Origin of the sequence: Streptomyces arenae, from assembly GCF_022343545.1 — a bacterium.
Taxonomy (GTDB): Bacteria; Actinomycetota; Actinomycetes; order Streptomycetales; family Streptomycetaceae; genus Streptomyces; species Streptomyces humi.
On record NZ_JAKQYH010000004.1, the window covers coordinates 76,465 to 91,620 of the forward strand.

The following is a 15,156-nucleotide window of genomic DNA, read 5'->3' on the forward strand; positions in this document are numbered from 1 at the left end:
GTCTCATCATCCGTCCTGAGGGGCACCGGTGAGGGCCACAAGCCGTTTGGCCTCCTCGATCGCCGATTCGAATCCGGTGTCCGGGTCCCGTAGCAGCCGTTGCGTGGCGAGCGCGTGCGCACGCACGTGTGGGTCTGAGCTCGTCGCCGCGCCCCGCAGAGTCGGCGTGATCAGTTCTCCCAGGGCGACCAGCGCCTGACTGAGACTCAGCTGTGTCTCCCGGTCGCCGCGCCCGAGCTGTGTCGCCAGGACCGTGGCCAGCCCGGGCACCTCGCCTTCCGGCACGAGCACGACCGCGGCCCGCCAGGCGCTCCTCGCCACCTCGGCGTCCGCGTCCGACAACAGCGCCCGCGTGATCGCCGGCCACGCCTGCCGGTCCCCGATCTTGGACAGCGTGTGCAGCGCCTGGCTGCGTGCCTGGGCGCGCTCCGAGCGGACTTCGCGGAGCAGCTCGGGGAGCGTCAGGGACACCGGATGGCGGGTGAGCGCCCAGGTCAACATATCGCGGACGAAGAACTCGGGCTCGACCGCGCATCGCTCGACGAGCTTGCCGACGAAGGACGGGTCGGGCGCCGTACCGACTGCCAGAGCAGCCCGCAATCGTACAGACGAACGGCTGTCTTCCAGTCCCTGGAGGGCTCGTAGCGCATCCGTGCTCTGTCTCGTCATGGTCATCGGGACCACCTCCTGGGGAGGCAGTGAAGACCTTGTCACCGTGTCAAGGTCAAACGGGGCGGGAGCAGCCATGAAGACCGGGGAGCGCACGTCCTCACGGCAACAGGTCACCCGATCGGCCTACACGGGTGTCGTTCCCGGGTGCGGCGTCCCCCGTTCGGTCGCATGGTGAAAGTGTCGGCTTGCCGTCAAGTGACCGTCGTGATCGCCAGCTTCGCGGGGAGACGTCGTGATCGTGATAGCTCTGCTCGCCTCGATGGTCCCGCTGCTTCTGCTGTTCGGGCTGCCCATTCTGGAAGACCGCCTTTTCCCACCGGCACCCCCACAAGAACAGCTCCCCCCGGAACCGGCCGACTGTGACCGGTGTGCCTGCCATTCCGCTGAGCCCTCCGTGCTGGGCAGAGCCCCGTCGGACCTGCCACGAGGCGGGCCGGACCGGTGCTAGTACCCGGGCACTGCCGAAAGGGGCAGAAGGGCGACTCAGGAGGCGATCGGCTCGATCTCCCCCGCAAAGACGATGACCTGGTCGATGAGGCTTCGCCGCAGATGGACGACGTCCGTTCCCGCCAGGCGGGGGCCTCCATCCGGTGTGGTGAAGACCCACTGGTACCGGGCCCACTCGTCAGGCATGTCCACCGCTGAGCAGCGCACCATCGTGCCGGTCCCCGCCGGATGGCGCCGGATGTCCAGCACGAACCGCTCGACCGCCGCGATTCCTTCGCTGCGACCCAACGGCCCCCAGAAGACCACGTCTGAGGTCAGGGCCTGGGAGAGCAGGGAAGTCACATAGTTGTCGTCCGAGGCGTTGAACGCGGAGATGAACGTGTCGATCGCGGAGCGTGCCGTCTCTTCCTGCATGCCCCAGTAATACCAGCCGTTGCGCGTGCGCCCGTCCCGCGAGCCGCCTTCCGACCCACGGTGATGTGAGTGGCCCTGGCCGCGACACCGCCACGGATGACAGCGCGACAGCGTTGACTCCGCCGGCCCCCTCCTCACGGTCGCGCCTCATCTGCTGACACCGCAGGACGTGCACGCTGCCCTGGCCGAGATGCCAGCGAGTCGTCGGCGCAGACGACGGTGTCGAACTGGCCGTCGGAAACGAGTGAGTGTTGCGCGGCGAAACCAGGTCGACATGAGTCAGGGCGGTACCCGATCATGCGTTCGTGCCCCTGAGAGAGACCCTTGCCCGAGTCGACGCAGACCTGGCCGCCGGCCGGGTTCCCGTCGCGCGCCAGCGCCTGCGCGGTCTCGTCTCGTCGTTCCCGTACGACCTGACGCTCCGCCGGCGTCTGGCCGAGGTGTACCGGCTCTACGGCGACGCCGCCGAGGCCGGCCGCTGGATGTACCTCGAGGAGGACCGGAACGCCGACGAGACCGCTGCCTTCGAGGCGCGGTACGGGTCTCCCGGGTGGCGGATGAAGGCCCTCGCTTGGCGCGGCCCCGAGGCGATGGCTGCCACCGCTTTCGCGGAGGAGCAGCTGGTCGCGGTGCGGACCGCCTGCGCCGACGAATTGGGGCACCCGGTCGACTGGGACGACCCCGCCTCCTACCGGGACGACCTGGAAGGGGAGTACGAGGCGCCCTTCGAGCCGTGGACCGTCGGCGGTGTGCTGGCGGGCGTCGGCTGCCTGGTGGCGACCCTTGGTGTCCTCGCGATCTGGGTGAACGGACTCGTCGCCCTCTTCGACTGACTGACGACTTGAATGATCTCGCGGTGTCGTACCGGACGGGAACTGGTCCCGATGACCAACGCCCGCAGCCGCTCACTACACTCCCTCCCACGATGAACAACATACGGTGCACCCAATGCGGTGCGGTGGGGCTGGAGCCAGGCTTCGTCGAGGACTCCGGACAAGGCGCTCGCGGGTTCGCGCGGTGGATCGCGGGTCCTCTGAAGCGAGGCCCGCTCGGCGGTGCCAGGAGGATGGGCCGACCGCACTGGCAGATCGACGCCTACCGTTGCCCCGCCTGCGCACACCTGGAACTGTTCGCCGCCCAGCCGGACTAGCGGCGTGGTGTGAGAGACAAGCGGGGGCGCGTCGGCACATCCCGACCTCGGTCGTGCGCCATCCCGTCAGTCGCTCTTCGGCCCGATGGCTCTGATTCTGGCCGGAGTCCCCTCCGGGGTGAACGAGTCGTGGAAGGTGAAGGCGTGCGGCGCGGAGCCGTGGTCGTGGAGGTGCTCCAGCCTGGAAACCCCGTCCCGCCAGGTGGGTATCACGCCGTCGGGGACCCACCAGAACACGTAATTCGCGTGCCCTGTCCTCTCGAACCAGTCGTAACGCCTGTTCAGCGCCTCACGGTGCAGACCGGTGTAGACGGCGTCGAAGGCGGGGCGCAGGCCGGTCCAGAGCGAGAGGGTCGCGGCCAGGGCCGTGGTTTCCACCGTCCGGCCCTTGTCGTACCAAGTCGGTACGTCGAACTCTCCCCATGCGCCCCAGTCCGCCTCGAAGAGGGTGCCCCGGTCACCGTCTGCCGCTTCGGCATGCGCGAGATACCCGGGCTGCCGGCTGATCTTCCGGTAGACGGCCGCACCGATGTCGTAGAACTCGCGCGTGAGAGGTGCGGGTTCGGCGAGAGGTGATTTCAGGACGCCGAACGTGTACAGAGCAAGACGGGGCATGCGTCTCTCCCTGGTCGGTGGTGCCTGGTGTGGACCCCGGTGAAGGTAGCTGCCTCTGCGAGCCATGTCGAAGTTGCGTTTTCCCTGTCCGAGTGGCCCTCCCCGCATGCCGGCCGGATCTGTCCGCGGTGCGGAGTCGAGGAGCTCGACCACTACGAGGTCGCCGAGACGATGTCCAATCGGGCCGAATCCCGATGGCGATGTCTGGGTACCCGGTCCCGTGCCGCGACCGGCGACAGGCGACCGGCGACCGGCGATCCACGTCCGCAACCAGCGAGAGTCCGCCGGACGACAGTCGAGGACGTCTCCCGACACAGGCGGCTGGGCGAGACCCAGGCGAGAACCAGCGAGGTGCCTCATGGTTCCGAACACCGGCGACCTCGCGGACGGCGTGGTCGATCTCCACTTCGTCGGCAACGCGACGGTCCTGCTGCGGTACGGCGAACTCACCCTCCTCACCGATCCCAACTTCCTGCACCGGGGCCAGTACGCCTACCTCGGGTACGGACTGCTCAGCCGGCGGCTGACCGAACCCGCCGTCGACGTAGAGGACCTTCCGCGTCTGGACGGGATCGTCCTGTCGCATCTGCACGGGGACCACTGGGACCGGCGGGCGCGTCGGCATCTGGACCATGCCGTTCCGGTGCTGTCGACCCCGCATGCGGCCCGTCGGCTGCGGGTGGTGCACGGCTTTCCCCGGACGGCGGGGCTGCGCACCTGGCAGGGGTTCACCCTCCGGCACGGCCGTGACCAGGTCAGGGTGACCGCGCTGCCGGGCCGGCACGCCGGCCATCCGGTGCTGCGCGGCCTGCTGCCCCCGGTGATGGGCAGCATGCTGGAGTTCGGCCCCGTGGGCGGGGCGCCCCGGCTGCGGCTGTACGTCTCGGGCGACACGCTGGTCTACGACGGCCTTGACGAGATCGCCCGCCGTTTCCCGGCCGCCGACCTGGCGGTGCTGCACCTCGGCGGCACCCGGCTGCCCGGCGGCTTCGTCGTCACCATGGACGGCGCCCAGGGCGCGGAACTGGCCCGCCGCCTGGGCCCCCGGGCCGTGCTGCCCGTCCACTACGGCGACTACACCGTGATGCGATCACCCCTGGACGCCTTCCTCGCGGAGGCCGACGCCCTCGGCCTCCGCGATCGCCTCGTGCACTGCCGGCACGGACAGCACGCCCGGATCGATGCGACGTCCGGCGCGGCGCCGGTCCCGTGAGCCGGCGGCAGCGGCTGCTCTCGTCAGCGGATCAGGGACACCGCCGCCGTGAGAACCGCAGCGGCGCAGACGGCCAGCGTCCATCCCGCACAGCGCAGGCGCAGTGAGCGGTAGCGCCGCTCGTACTCTCCGCGCAGGGACCGGCACCGGGCGGCGACCCGTTCGAGGTCCTGCCGTGCCCGGCGCAGGCTGTCCTCGATGTGGTGGCGTTCGACCTCGTGGCGCTGGGACGTGGTCAGCCAGTCCATGCGGTCCGTGAACTCCCGCGCCCGCTGTTCGGCCTCGGCGATCGTGGCCTGCCACAACAGGTATCCCTCGGCCTGGTTGGCGAGGTCCCCGCCTGCTCCCGGCGTCTGTTCGTCTCGCACGCGATGCTCCGCGCCGGTCATGTGTGGAGCCTGTGCGCTTCGGCCTCGGCGATGGCGATGTCCGGGTGGTGCAGGTCGAACGCCGGGGACTCGGAGCGGATGCGGGGCAGCGTGACGAAGTTGTGCCGCGGGGGCGGGCAGGAGGTCGCCCACTCCAGCGAACGGCCGTAACCCCACGGGTCGTCGACGCCGACCGGCTTGCCGTAGCGGGCGGTCTTCCACACGTTGTAGAGGAACGGCAGGATCGACAGGCCGAGCAGGAACGAGGCGATCGACGAGATGGTGTTCAGCGTGGTGAAGCCGTCGGCCGCCAGGTAGTCGGCGTAACGACGGGGCATGCCCTCGGCGCCCAGCCAGTGCTGCACCAGGAAGGTGCCGTGGAAGCCGACGAACAGCGTCCAGAAGGTGATCTTGCCGAGCCGCTCGTCGAGCATCTTGCCCGTCATCTTCGGCCACCAGTAGTGGAAGCCGGAGAACATCGCGAAGACGACCGTACCGAAGACCACGTAGTGGAAGTGGGCCACCACGAAGTACGAGTCGGAGACGTGGAAGTCCATCGGCGGGGAGGCCAGGATGACACCGGTCAGACCACCGAAGAGGAACGTCACGAGGAAGCCCGCCGCCCACAGCATGGGTGTCTCGAAGGACAGCGAGCCCTTCCACATGGTGCCGATCCAGTTGAAGAACTTCACACCGGTCGGTACCGCGATCAGGAAGGTCATGAAGGAGAAGAACGGCAGCAGCACACCGCCGGTGACGTACATGTGGTGGGCCCACACCGTCACGGACAGACCGGCGATCGAGATGGTGGCCGCGACCAGACCCATGTAGCCGAAGACCGGCTTGCGGGAGAAGACCGGGATGACCTCGGTGACGATGCCGAAGAACGGCAGCGCGATGATGTACACCTCTGGGTGGCCGAAGAACCAGAAGAGGTGTTGCCAGAGCAGCGCTCCGCCGTTCGCCGCGTCGAAGACGTGTGCCCCGAACTTCCGATCCGCCTCCAGCGCGAACAGCGCGGCGGCGAGGACGGGGAAGGCGAAGAGGACCAGGACGGCGGTCAGCAGCACGTTCCACACGAAGATCGGCATGCGGAACATGGTCATGCCCGGCGCACGCATGCAGATGATCGTGGTGATGAAGTTGACCGCACCGAGGATGGTGCCGAAGCCGGAGAAGGCCAGACCCATGATCCACATGTCGGCGCCGAGACCCGGCGAGCGGATGGCGTCCGACAGCGGGGAGTAGGCGAACCAGCCGAAGTCGGCCGCGCCCTGCGGGGTGAGGAAGCCGCCGACGGCGATGGTGGAGCCGAACAGGTAGAGCCAGTAGGCGAACATGTTCAGCCGCGGGAAGGCGACGTCCGGCGCGCCGATCTGGAGCGGCATGATCCAGTTCGTGAAGCCGGCGAACAGCGGCGTCGCGAACATCAGCAGCATGACCGTGCCGTGCATCGTGAACGCCTGGTTGTACTGCTCCGGCGAGATGATCTGCAGGCCCGGCCGGGCGAGCTCGGCGCGCATGAGCAGCGCCATGACGCCGCCGATCAGGAAGAACGCGAACGACGTCGTCAGATACAGCGTTCCGATGGTCTTGTGGTCGGTGGTGGTGAGCCACTTGACCACGACATTGCCCGGCTGTCGGCCACGGAGTGGCACTTCACTCTCGTAGTAGTCGGCGGCCGGATGGTCCGGATCGTTGAGAACAGTCACAAGGATCATCCTTGCGGCTTTGGTCTGCGGGTCAGGTGCCGGATGGACCGCTGTACCGCTGTTCGGGTGCCCGGTATCCACGATTGGAGTAAAGCGGAGCAGAGATGAACAAGCCGTCGTGCGGGCCGACAGGTATGTGCGTTTCCGGGCGGAGAGGGGCGGGGAGGGAGTCAGGCATGTGCGGCTGGGAGACGGAGGGATCCTGCGCGAGTCCACCCCGGCGGACCCGGGCCGATGAACCGAGGTGACACCGCGGCCTCAGCATCGGCCGTGCGGCGCCGCCGGGTGCGTTTCGAGGGCTGGATCGCAGGCGTCGGCACTTCCTCCGGGACCCGCGTCGTGCTCGGCCACTGGCAACAGTCACCGTTGGGAGCGTTCAATGACGTGATGCTGGAGCGGGCCGACGGTGAGCGGCTGCTGCTGGCCCCCACCAGGGAGACGGCGGAGTTCATCGGCGCCACGTACGTCTTCGACACCGTCCGTGTCGTGCCCGTACGAGTCGATGTCTCGGCCCGCGCCTGGACGGTGACGGCGGGCTCACTGGAGCTGTGCTTCGTCACTGGACGGCGTGGGCCTCTGGGCCTGCTGCTGCGCGCCGTGCCCCGCGCGCTCGCCCGGCGTCCGGCGTGGAGCGCTCTCACGGACTGGCCGGCCCGGATTCTGCTGCGCGGAGTGCGGACCCGGGGAAGTGCGCGCACGGGCCGCCGCGAGTGGTACGCCGCCCGGGACCTGCGGCCGATCCGCCTCGTGTCGGCGTCCTTCGAAGGCGTCGATCTGGGAGTGACGGCGCCCGTCGAACCCCCCGTGCGCTTCGGCTTCGGTTCGGTGCCGAGGAAACCCGCGCTGACCCAGGTCACGACGACGGTGGCCCTCGGCGACGAGTGAGAGAGGCGACTCGGCGGGGGTACCCGGCGACCATGGCACCGAAGTTCGGGGTGCTTCAGCTGGACGACAGCGCACGGAGCATGGAGACGATCATGAGCGAGACCACGCCGTCACAGGCAGAGGGCGACGCAGGCGACGGTACGGACGGCGAGCCGGAGCAGACCGGCCGTCCCGACGTACCCCGGACCACGCCGTCACAGGCGGAGGGCGAGGACCAGGACGAGGACGGCGATGCTCAGTAGGACCAGGGCGAGGACGGCGACGCCCATGAGGAAGCGGGCCGCCCTGTTTCAGGTCGACCTGTTCCGCTCCGCGGCTCACGAGTGAAACGTCGTGTCACGCGCTGTTGTCAGTGGCCGCGACCAGCCCGTACGTCACCAGCCCGTACATCAGATGCGGTACGACGTCGGAGACCCAGTCCGTCACCGACCAGCTCGTCGGGTCGCTGACGTCGAGCCGCGCCATGGGAAGGTCGGTCGCTGCCATCGCCAGCGCGCCGGTGACGGCCCCGCCCAGCCACCAGGGCGGCCGGATGCCCGCGCGGTGCAGCAGCGAGACGGCCGCCCCGGTACCGCAGCCGACGAGGATTCCCGACAGCGCCCCGAGGCCGGACAGACGGTTGTCCCGCGTCTCGCCGGAGCCGGGAACCTCGTACCCGGCATCGTGGGCGATCTTGTCCACGACCTGGGCCGGGGCCTGGCTCGACGCTCTGCCGCGCCATGCCATGTCGGCGTAGGTCACCGTGTTCAGTACGGTCGTTCCGGCGGCACCTGCCGCGCCGCCGCGTACAAGGGTCTGGATCATGCCGACCGAGTTCCCCCGGTGGGCACGGCCGATGCGCAGGCGCCGGACCCGCCTTCCCTGACCGGCCCGAGGTGACGCGCCCGGCCCGCCGTACTCATCGGTCAGGCTGGGACTGGGCCAGCTGGTCCTTGACCCACGGATCGAACACCGCCAGTCGGTGGGCCGCCGAGGGGTAGAAGGCGGCCAGCTGGTCAGCGATCCAGGGATCCTTGGCCTGCTGCGCGGTGCCGCCGCCCCTGGCGCCGGCCGCGGCGCCGGCAACCGGGTGATGCCCGCCCGGCCCGGAAGGGACCGCCATCGCCGATCCGCCACCGGCCAGTACGGCGCCCCCGGCGAGCGCGGCACAAACGGCCGCACCAGTGATCCGTCGCGTCAACCTCATGCTCTTCTCCTCCTGGCTCCGTGCGGCGATCCGGAAGCATTTGTTCCGGTTGGTGTGTCTACCCCTGTGCGCCACCCGCACACCTGTGTCCGCGAGGACGCATCCACTTCCGGGCTCAGGCAGGAATGAAGGGCGAGGGTTCGGGCCGATGTGCCCGTTCGAGCGCCCGCCGACGCGAGGGATACGGGAAGCGGCGCGCTCCCGGGCCCCCTGCTCGGCGGTGTACGGGGGCCCGGTCCGACAACCTCGGGGCCCGGCCGGCCGAGGCACGGCCCGACAACGGCGCGGGCCCGGACCACTACTGCGGCTGCTGACCCGTGGTACCCCGGCCCCACCCGTCGCCCGGCGGGGCGAGGCGGCGGAGCCGCGCGCGGACGCCGTCCGCGTCCGGCACACCGAGTTCGTCGAGGATGTCCGCCGCGCGCCGGGCGGCCCGCCGGGCCGGCCGGGCCTCGCCGGCGGCGCGGCGGCACTCGCTGAGGTGGGCCAGCACGTCGGCCTCGAAGTAGCGGTCCCCGAGACCGTGGAACAGCGCGACCGCGTTGCCGTAGCAGGTCGCGGCCTGACGGTGGTCGCCGATGTGCTGGTGAGCGTAGCCGAGGCTGTCCCAGGTGTCCGCCTGCCCGTCGGGGACGCCGAGTTCGGTGAAGAGTTCCAGGGCCTGCCCGCACAGCGCCACACACCGGCGGTGGTCGCCGAGCTGCGCGTGATACCAGCCGACCGAGTTCAGGGCGCGGGCCTGTCCCGTCCGATGGCCCATGGAGGTGTACTGGTCGAGGGCCTCCTCGGCGCAGGCCAGCGCCTCGGCGTAGGCGTCCCGCCGGGCGTGCAGGCGGGCCAGGTCGAGGTGGGTGTGGGCCTGCTCGGTACGGTCGCCGAGGGCTTTGTGCAGATCCAGGGCGCGGGCGAGGTGGGTGAGTGCGTCGTCCGTTCGCATCAGACGGGTGCAGGCACGGCCGAGGCCGCGGTGGGCGTCGGCCTCGCCGGCCGGGGACGCCGAGCGCAGTGCGGCGGCCAGCGCGGCCTCCTGCGCGGTCGCCCAGTCGGACCAGTGGCCGCGGCGCTGCAGAAACGTGCTCAGGGCGCGGGTCAGCTGCCAGACCGGGGCGCCGGGTGCCCGCGTGGCGGCGCCCGACCAGTGCACCACCGCGAGGAGCGCCGGGTGCTCGGCCGTGTACCAGGCGAGGGCCGCCCCGTGGTCCGCGGCGTGCTCGGGGGAGACGCCGTGGACCACGGGTGGCAGGGCGATCGGGTCGCGGTACGGATCCAGCATGCGGTCGGCGGCGTGGGCGGAGTGCAGGTAGTGGCAGAACACGCGGTCTTCGGCGGCTCGCGTCTCGTCGGCCGCGTGCACGGTGCCGGCGAGCTCGGCCGCGTACATCCGCAGCAGGTTGTGGAGTACGTATCTGCCGCGAGAGTACTCCGTGACCAAGTGGCTGTCGGTCAGCGCCGTCAGCAGCCGGTCCGCGTACTCGACCGGGAGCCCGGCCAGGCTCGCGGCGGCGGCCACGCTGATGTCAGGGCCGGGGTGCACGCCGAGCAGCCGGAACATCCTGGCGGCCGGAGGACTCAGAGTGCCGTACGACCAGGAGAACACGGCCCGGATGTCCGTCCGGGTGTCCTCGTCGCCGAAGCAGTCCAGCCCGTCGGGGGAGTGCTGGGCGTCCCGGAGTTCGGCGGCGAGCCGGGCCAGTCCGAGCCGCGGCTCGATCGCCGCGCGGGCCGCCACGATCACCAGGGCCAGCGGCAGCCGCGCGCAGCGGCTCACGATCTCGTCCACGGCCAGCGGTTCGGACATCACGCGCTCGGCCCCTGTCCGGCGGACGAGCAGTCGCCGGCACTCCGCCGCGGGCAGCACGTCCAGGACGATGCTCCGGGCGCCTTCCTGGGCGATCAGGCCGGCGAGCCGGTTTCGGCTGGTCACCAGCGTGAAGCAGCCCGAGCTGCCGGGCAGGAACACCCGTACCTGTTCGGCGTCACGGGCGTTGTCGAGCACCACCAGCATCCGTCGCCCCGCCAGCAGGCCGCGGTACAGTCCGGCCTGCGCCTCCAGGCCCACCGGCATGTGCTGGGGGAGCACGCCCAATGCCTCCAGCAGCCGGGGCAGTGCTTCCGCCGGGGTCAAGGGTGGCCGTGAGGGCTCGAAACCATGGAGGTTCAGGTAGAGCCGGCCGTCCTTGAACCAGTCGGCCACCCGGTGCGCCCAGTGGACGGCCACCGCCGTCTTCCCCACGCCCGCGCTTCCCGAGAGGACGGAGACCACCGGCATCGCGGAGCCGCCGATGCCCTCCGCGAGAATGGCGTCGAGCTGGGCCAGTTCCTCCTCCCGGCCGGTGAAAGCCCGTACGTCCAGGGGCATTCGGGCCGGCACCGGAGCGGACCGCGGCGGCCGTGCCGTGGGCGGCGGATCCGCGGCCTCGGCCGGCTCGGCGGCACCCTGAAGGATCGACCGGTGGAGTCGCCGTAGCTCGGTCCCCGGGTCGGCGCCCAGCTCGTCGGCCAGCCGCTTCCGGGTCTCGGCGAAGCACTCCAGGGCCTCGGAACCGCGCCCCGCCTCGTACAGCGCGCGCATCAGCGCGGCCACCAGCGGTTCCACGAGCGGGTTCTCGCCGATCAGTTCGGGCAACCGGCCGATCACCACGGCGTGGTTGCCCACCGCCGTCTCGGCGTCGGCCCACGCCGTGACCGCGTCCAGCCGGTGCCGCTGCCAGGTGTCCCGCATCCGCGACACCCACTCCCCGGACAGCCCGCTGAGCGGTTCCCCGCGCCACAGGTCCAGAGCCTCACGGAGCATCGTCACCTGCTCGGCGCCGCCGCGGCGGGCTCTGCGGGCGCCGGCCACCACGCGACGGAACCGGTGCAGGTCCACGTCCTGGGAGTCGGTGTCCAGCACGTAACCGCCGTCCCGCCGGAGCAGGCGCGGCGGGCGGGCCGCTCCGCCGGCGTCGTCCGCCAACGCCCGCCGGATACGGGCGACATGCGCGTACAGCGCCTGACGCGCCCCCTCCGGCGGGTCCTCACCCCACACCCGCCTCATCAACGTCTCGACTGGTACCGCCCGCCCGGCGTCCACCGCGAGCGCCGCCATCACGCACCGCCGCTGCGGAGGACCTACGTCGACGCGGCCAAGGCCCACCAACTCGACGGGCCCGAGAAGTCTGAACGTCACCACTACGACCCCCGGCGATCAGACGGCCACAACACACGCTACGCGGGCAGAAATCAGCCCGACAAGGTTCCGTCCGGCCAGTGCGGATTCGGGCCCACATCCGAGCCGGCACTGACCTGTGCACGATCGGTGCGGGGCTGAGACCAGTCCTCGTCGGGAGTGGCGAGACGTGTGCCGAGGGCTTCCGCCTTGGCACGCTTGGAACCGGCGTTCTCGCCGGCGACGACGAGGTACGCGGCCGCCGCCCCGACGGCGTCCTGGACGGCCTGTGCGTAGGCGGCGGCATCCGTGATCTCTGCTGCGGGTGTGGTCATGACCGGCATCCTGCCTCCCACCGTCCCCGAGGTCACGAAGAGTCGGGCCCCGCTGTGCGCACACCGTCCCTCCTGTGCCGATATCGGTCCGTTCTTTGCGTCAGCAACGATGTGGATGGGTGAACGCACGTCACCGCATGAGCCGCGGCGGCCGCTGGTCCCGTTCGACAGTAGTCACTCCTAGTGAAGCTCGGGGGTGCGCATGGAATCTGCCTCCCTTCGCGCGCGAGTCGTGCGCGGGGTGGCGGGCCTGGTGTGATGCAGAACACTTTCGAGATGCGCAGAGGTGTTCGCTTTGCTGTCCGGCCGGGTCGGGCCTGGTCAGAAGGCTACCGACGGTGACTAGCAGTGCTTGTTGAAGATTGCAGCACACCCTGGGCCGGTGCTCCCGGCGATTTTTCCCGGGTGTGCATGAGTGATCGACCACATGAACCACTTAGGTAGGTCTCAGGCCCAACGGGCCGTCGGCGCGCACGAGTTGGCGCCGGTCCCAGCCGACCCTCAATGGAGAGGAAACGCCTGCCCATGTGCTGTGCCGCCGGGAGGCCTGTGTGAGTCACGAAGACGCCCGAGAGGGCACCCCAGACGCCGAGCCGCGTTCCGCACTCTCACAGTCCATGTTCCTGCCGCTGGACCTGCCGCTGGACTTCGAGGCCTTCTATCTCGGGCACCAGGAACCGTTCCACGCCTACGCGGAAGTCCACTTCGGGACCCGCGAGGTGGCCGAAGAGGTCATACACGAGGTCTTCCTCCAGATCCACGCGGGCTGGACGGAACTGCTGAGCTCGGGCTCCCTGGAGCAGGGCGCCTGGGCGATCATGCGGCGGGCCGTGCACGACCGCCTCGACCGGGAGGGCCGCGCACCGGCGTTCGTCATCAACGGACCCATCGCCCAGGCGCTCGCCCCGGCACTCGCCACGGCCCGGGACAAGCTGCAGAAGATGGAGTCGACCAGTGGCCTGTACGAGGCCATCTCGGAACTGCCCAACCGCCAGTTCGAGGTGATCGTGCTGCGCTACATCCTCGGCTACCCCACCGCCAAGGTCGCCTGGTACGTCGGCATCGACGAACGCACCGTCGGCCACCACCTGCGCCGCGGCAAGGAACGCCTGCGCATCAAGCTCGGCCTGCCCGACGAACACAAGAAGCGCCACCCGAAGGGGGAGCGACCGTGATCACCACACTCGATGCCCTGCTGAACGAGGTCCGGCTGCCCGCCACGGCCCCGCGCCGGTTCGACGTCGCCGCCGGCCTGCGCCGGCTCGCCGCCGACGCGGGCCGGCGCACCCCGGCCACGGAGATAGCCCGCGCCGCCCAGGCCGGCCAGCGCCTGGGCGTGGTGTGCCGGTGGGTTCTCAACGAACCGGCCGTCGCCGACCACGTCGCCAAGATCGCCGAAGGCCCCGAGCGCGGCCCGCTGACAGAGGAACACCTGGACGTCGACGGTGCCCTCGCCTTCGCCTGCCTGCTCTACCTGACCCGCCATCCCGAGTCCGCCCAGTTCTGGTGGCAGCTCGCCGCCGGCGCCGGCAGCCGCGCCGCCGCGTACTGCCTGCACCTGCACCACCTGGCCCTCGGCGAGTCCAAGCGGGCCCGGCACTGGTTCCACCAGCTCACCCACTCCATGGCCGACACCGCACCGCCCGACGCCGCGTTCCTCGAAGGACTGGAGCTGTTCGCCCGCTACGTCCGCACCAACGGCTCCACCGCGCTGGCCCCCACCTGCCGCCTCGAACACGAGGTCGACCGGCTCGCCGCACGCACTCCCGGCCGCTCCGTGATCGTCGCCCGGCCCGACCGTCAACTGGTCGACCGATTGCAGGAGTTCGCCGCCGACCGCTGAACCGGCCCGGCACGCGAGGAAAAGACAGAAGGCGGGGAGTCCCGTACCGGCCACCGGTTCCGAGGCCACCGGCCGGGCGGACTCCCCACCACGACGCCATACGAAAGGGACGCCTTCCATGCACCTTAGCCCCCGCCCACCCCTGCCGGACAAGAACCAGCCGACTGCCCCACCGCGCACCCTGCTGCGCGCCACCCGCCACCGCACTGAACCCGGCCTCGTCGGCGTCGTGGTCCTCCTGCCGTGTCACCACCCCTGCTGCGATTCCCTCCGGCAGATCACACCAGCGCCCCCCGCCGTCTCCATCCGAGGGGTGAGCGACACCGAAGCGCTTCAGCAGGCCGCCCGGCCCCGCGGCGCCAAGGCGATGTGGCCCTCCCGCCCGTGACTCACGTCCGTGGCCGCCGCAGGAACCCTCCGGCGGCCACGGACGAGCCCGCGATCAGCCATGTCGAGGGCACCGACGCGCGAGAGCGGCGTCGACGACGAGGGGCGCAGCCGTCGCCGCCATGACCTCCCGCACGGTGACGCCCGGGGCGGTCTCCACCAGACGCAGCCCCTCGGGCGTGACGTCGATGACGGCCAGGTCGGTGATGACGCGGTCCACGACGCGGCGGCCCGTGGCAGGAAGGCTGAGTTCCTCGACGAGCTTCGGGCTGCCGTCCTTGGCGACGTGTTCCATCACGACCAGGAGCCGGCGGGCGCCGTGCACCAGGTCCATCGCGCCGCCCATGCCCTTGACCATCCTGCCGGGGATCATCCAGTTGGCCAGGTCGCCGTGGGCGGACACCTGCATGGCGCCGAGCACGGAGACGTCGATCCGACCGGCCCGGATCATGCCGAAGGAGAAGGCCGAGTCGAAGTACGAGGTGCCCGCGACGGTGGTCACCGTCTCCTTCCCGGCGTTGATCAGATCGGGGTGCTCCTCGCCGTCGTACGGGTAGGGGCCCACGCCGAGGATGCCGTTCTCGGAGTGCAGCACCACGTGCACCCCGTCCGGCAGGTGGTTGGGGATGAGGGTCGGCAGACCGATGCCGAGGTTGACGTACTCGCCGTCGCGCAACTCCCGGGCGGCGCGGGCGGCGAGCTGGTCACGGTCGAACGGCATGGTCACTTCTCCTCGGGAGCGGGAGCGGGAGCGGGAGCGGGGGCGGGGGCGGGGGCGGGG

At 70.5% G+C, this 15,156-nt stretch carries 15 protein-coding genes and 1 pseudogene; 6 read left to right on the forward strand and 10 right to left on the reverse strand.

Features of this window, described 5'->3' with window-relative positions; genetic code table 11:
- Positions 1–6: 6 nt before the first annotated feature.
- Positions 7–675: a HEAT repeat domain-containing protein gene (locus tag MB828_RS02510; RefSeq protein WP_301646750.1), complete on the reverse strand. Its 669-nt coding sequence runs from the start codon at positions 673–675 to the stop codon at positions 7–9.
- Between the two features lie 480 nt (positions 676–1,155).
- Positions 1,156–1,533 (reverse strand): nuclear transport factor 2 family protein, encoded by a 378-nt coding sequence (locus MB828_RS02515; protein WP_301646751.1) that lies wholly within the window; start codon positions 1,531–1,533, stop codon positions 1,156–1,158.
- Positions 1,534–1,838: 305 nt separating this feature from the next.
- On the opposite strand from MB828_RS02515, the gene MB828_RS02520 reads away from it, so the two are divergent.
- Entirely contained in the window at positions 1,839–2,366 is a 528-nt protein-coding gene (locus MB828_RS02520) for a DUF6584 family protein (RefSeq protein WP_301646752.1), read from the forward strand.
- Between the two features lie 383 nt (positions 2,367–2,749).
- Here MB828_RS02520 and MB828_RS02530 read toward each other — a convergent pair whose 3' ends face one another.
- The gene (locus tag MB828_RS02530) at positions 2,750–3,298 is read right to left on the reverse strand and encodes a DUF3291 domain-containing protein (protein WP_301646754.1); all 549 of its coding nucleotides are present in this window, start codon (positions 3,296–3,298) and stop codon (positions 2,750–2,752) included.
- Positions 3,299–3,656: 358 nt separating this feature from the next.
- Between MB828_RS02530 and MB828_RS02535 the strand changes: the two genes are divergently transcribed.
- Positions 3,657–4,511, forward strand: coding sequence for an MBL fold metallo-hydrolase (locus MB828_RS02535; protein WP_301646755.1), 855 nt, complete (start codon positions 3,657–3,659; stop codon positions 4,509–4,511).
- A gap of 23 nt (positions 4,512–4,534) precedes the next feature.
- Here MB828_RS02535 and MB828_RS02540 read toward each other — a convergent pair whose 3' ends face one another.
- Together MB828_RS02540 and ctaD are read right to left on the reverse strand one after the other, a co-directional pair.
- Positions 4,535–4,879 (reverse strand): cytochrome C oxidase subunit I, encoded by a 345-nt coding sequence (locus MB828_RS02540; RefSeq protein WP_301646756.1) that lies wholly within the window; start codon positions 4,877–4,879, stop codon positions 4,535–4,537.
- A 17-nt stretch (positions 4,880–4,896) separates the two neighbouring features.
- The gene (ctaD, locus tag MB828_RS02545) at positions 4,897–6,591 is read right to left on the reverse strand and encodes an aa3-type cytochrome oxidase subunit I (RefSeq protein WP_301646757.1); all 1,695 of its coding nucleotides are present in this window, start codon (positions 6,589–6,591) and stop codon (positions 4,897–4,899) included.
- A gap of 234 nt (positions 6,592–6,825) precedes the next feature.
- Between ctaD and MB828_RS02550 the strand changes: the two genes are divergently transcribed.
- Both MB828_RS02550 and MB828_RS02555 read left to right on the forward strand, forming a co-directional pair.
- Positions 6,826–7,476: a hypothetical protein gene (locus MB828_RS02550; protein WP_301646758.1), complete on the forward strand. Its 651-nt coding sequence runs from the start codon at positions 6,826–6,828 to the stop codon at positions 7,474–7,476.
- Positions 7,477–7,508: 32 nt separating this feature from the next.
- Positions 7,509–7,718, forward strand: coding sequence for a hypothetical protein (locus MB828_RS02555; RefSeq protein ID WP_301646770.1), 210 nt, complete (start codon positions 7,509–7,511; stop codon positions 7,716–7,718).
- Between the two features lie 94 nt (positions 7,719–7,812).
- Here the strand turns inward: MB828_RS02555 and MB828_RS02560 are convergent, their stop codons facing one another.
- From MB828_RS02560 to MB828_RS02575, 4 genes and pseudogenes are all read right to left on the reverse strand, one after another.
- Positions 7,813–8,280: a hypothetical protein gene (locus MB828_RS02560; protein WP_301646759.1), complete on the reverse strand. Its 468-nt coding sequence runs from the start codon at positions 8,278–8,280 to the stop codon at positions 7,813–7,815.
- Between the two features lie 94 nt (positions 8,281–8,374).
- The gene (locus tag MB828_RS02565; protein ID WP_301646760.1) at positions 8,375–8,662 is read right to left on the reverse strand and encodes a hypothetical protein; all 288 of its coding nucleotides are present in this window, start codon (positions 8,660–8,662) and stop codon (positions 8,375–8,377) included.
- 298 nt (positions 8,663–8,960) lie between these two features.
- Positions 8,961–11,831, reverse strand: coding sequence for an AfsR/SARP family transcriptional regulator (locus tag MB828_RS02570; protein ID WP_301646761.1), 2,871 nt, complete (start codon positions 11,829–11,831; stop codon positions 8,961–8,963).
- Positions 11,832–11,884: 53 nt separating this feature from the next.
- Positions 11,885–12,064, reverse strand: a pseudogene (locus MB828_RS02575) (hypothetical protein); the annotation flags it as partial.
- Between the two features lie 632 nt (positions 12,065–12,696).
- On the opposite strand from MB828_RS02575, the gene MB828_RS02580 reads away from it, so the two are divergent.
- Together MB828_RS02580 and MB828_RS02585 are read left to right on the forward strand one after the other, a co-directional pair.
- Positions 12,697–13,320 (forward strand): RNA polymerase sigma factor, encoded by a 624-nt coding sequence (locus tag MB828_RS02580; protein WP_301646763.1) that lies wholly within the window; start codon positions 12,697–12,699, stop codon positions 13,318–13,320.
- Positions 13,317–13,988, forward strand: coding sequence for a hypothetical protein (locus MB828_RS02585; protein WP_206306379.1), 672 nt, complete (start codon positions 13,317–13,319; stop codon positions 13,986–13,988). The genes MB828_RS02580 and MB828_RS02585 overlap by 4 nt, the downstream gene beginning before the upstream one ends.
- Positions 13,989–14,430: 442 nt before the next feature.
- On the opposite strand, the gene MB828_RS02590 is transcribed toward MB828_RS02585, so the two are convergent.
- On the reverse strand, positions 14,431–15,096 hold the full coding sequence (locus MB828_RS02590; RefSeq protein WP_301646764.1) for a CoA transferase subunit B: 666 nt from the start codon (positions 15,094–15,096) through the stop codon (positions 14,431–14,433).
- Positions 15,097–15,156 lie beyond the last annotated feature (60 nt).

What these genes read in the sequence shown, in the direction of transcription:
- MB828_RS02590 (WP_301646764.1), bottom strand. Translation starts at nt 15,096, where the DNA reads ATGCCGTTCGACCGTGACCAGCTCGCCGCCCGCGCCGCCCGGGAGTTG.
- MB828_RS02550 (WP_301646758.1), top strand. Translation starts at nt 6,826, where the DNA reads ATGAACCGAGGTGACACCGCGGCCTCAGCATCGGCCGTGCGGCGCCGC.
- MB828_RS02555 (WP_301646770.1), top strand. Translation starts at nt 7,509, where the DNA reads ATGGCACCGAAGTTCGGGGTGCTTCAGCTGGACGACAGCGCACGGAGC.
- MB828_RS02565 (WP_301646760.1), bottom strand. Translation starts at nt 8,662, where the DNA reads ATGAGGTTGACGCGACGGATCACTGGTGCGGCCGTTTGTGCCGCGCTC.
- MB828_RS02530 (WP_301646754.1), bottom strand. Translation starts at nt 3,298, where the DNA reads ATGCCCCGTCTTGCTCTGTACACGTTCGGCGTCCTGAAATCACCTCTC.
- MB828_RS02560 (WP_301646759.1), bottom strand. Translation starts at nt 8,280, where the DNA reads ATGATCCAGACCCTTGTACGCGGCGGCGCGGCAGGTGCCGCCGGAACG.
- MB828_RS02535 (WP_301646755.1), top strand. Translation starts at nt 3,657, where the DNA reads ATGGTTCCGAACACCGGCGACCTCGCGGACGGCGTGGTCGATCTCCAC.
- MB828_RS02510 (WP_301646750.1), bottom strand. Translation starts at nt 675, where the DNA reads ATGACCATGACGAGACAGAGCACGGATGCGCTACGAGCCCTCCAGGGA.
- MB828_RS02515 (WP_301646751.1), bottom strand. Translation starts at nt 1,533, where the DNA reads ATGCAGGAAGAGACGGCACGCTCCGCGATCGACACGTTCATCTCCGCG.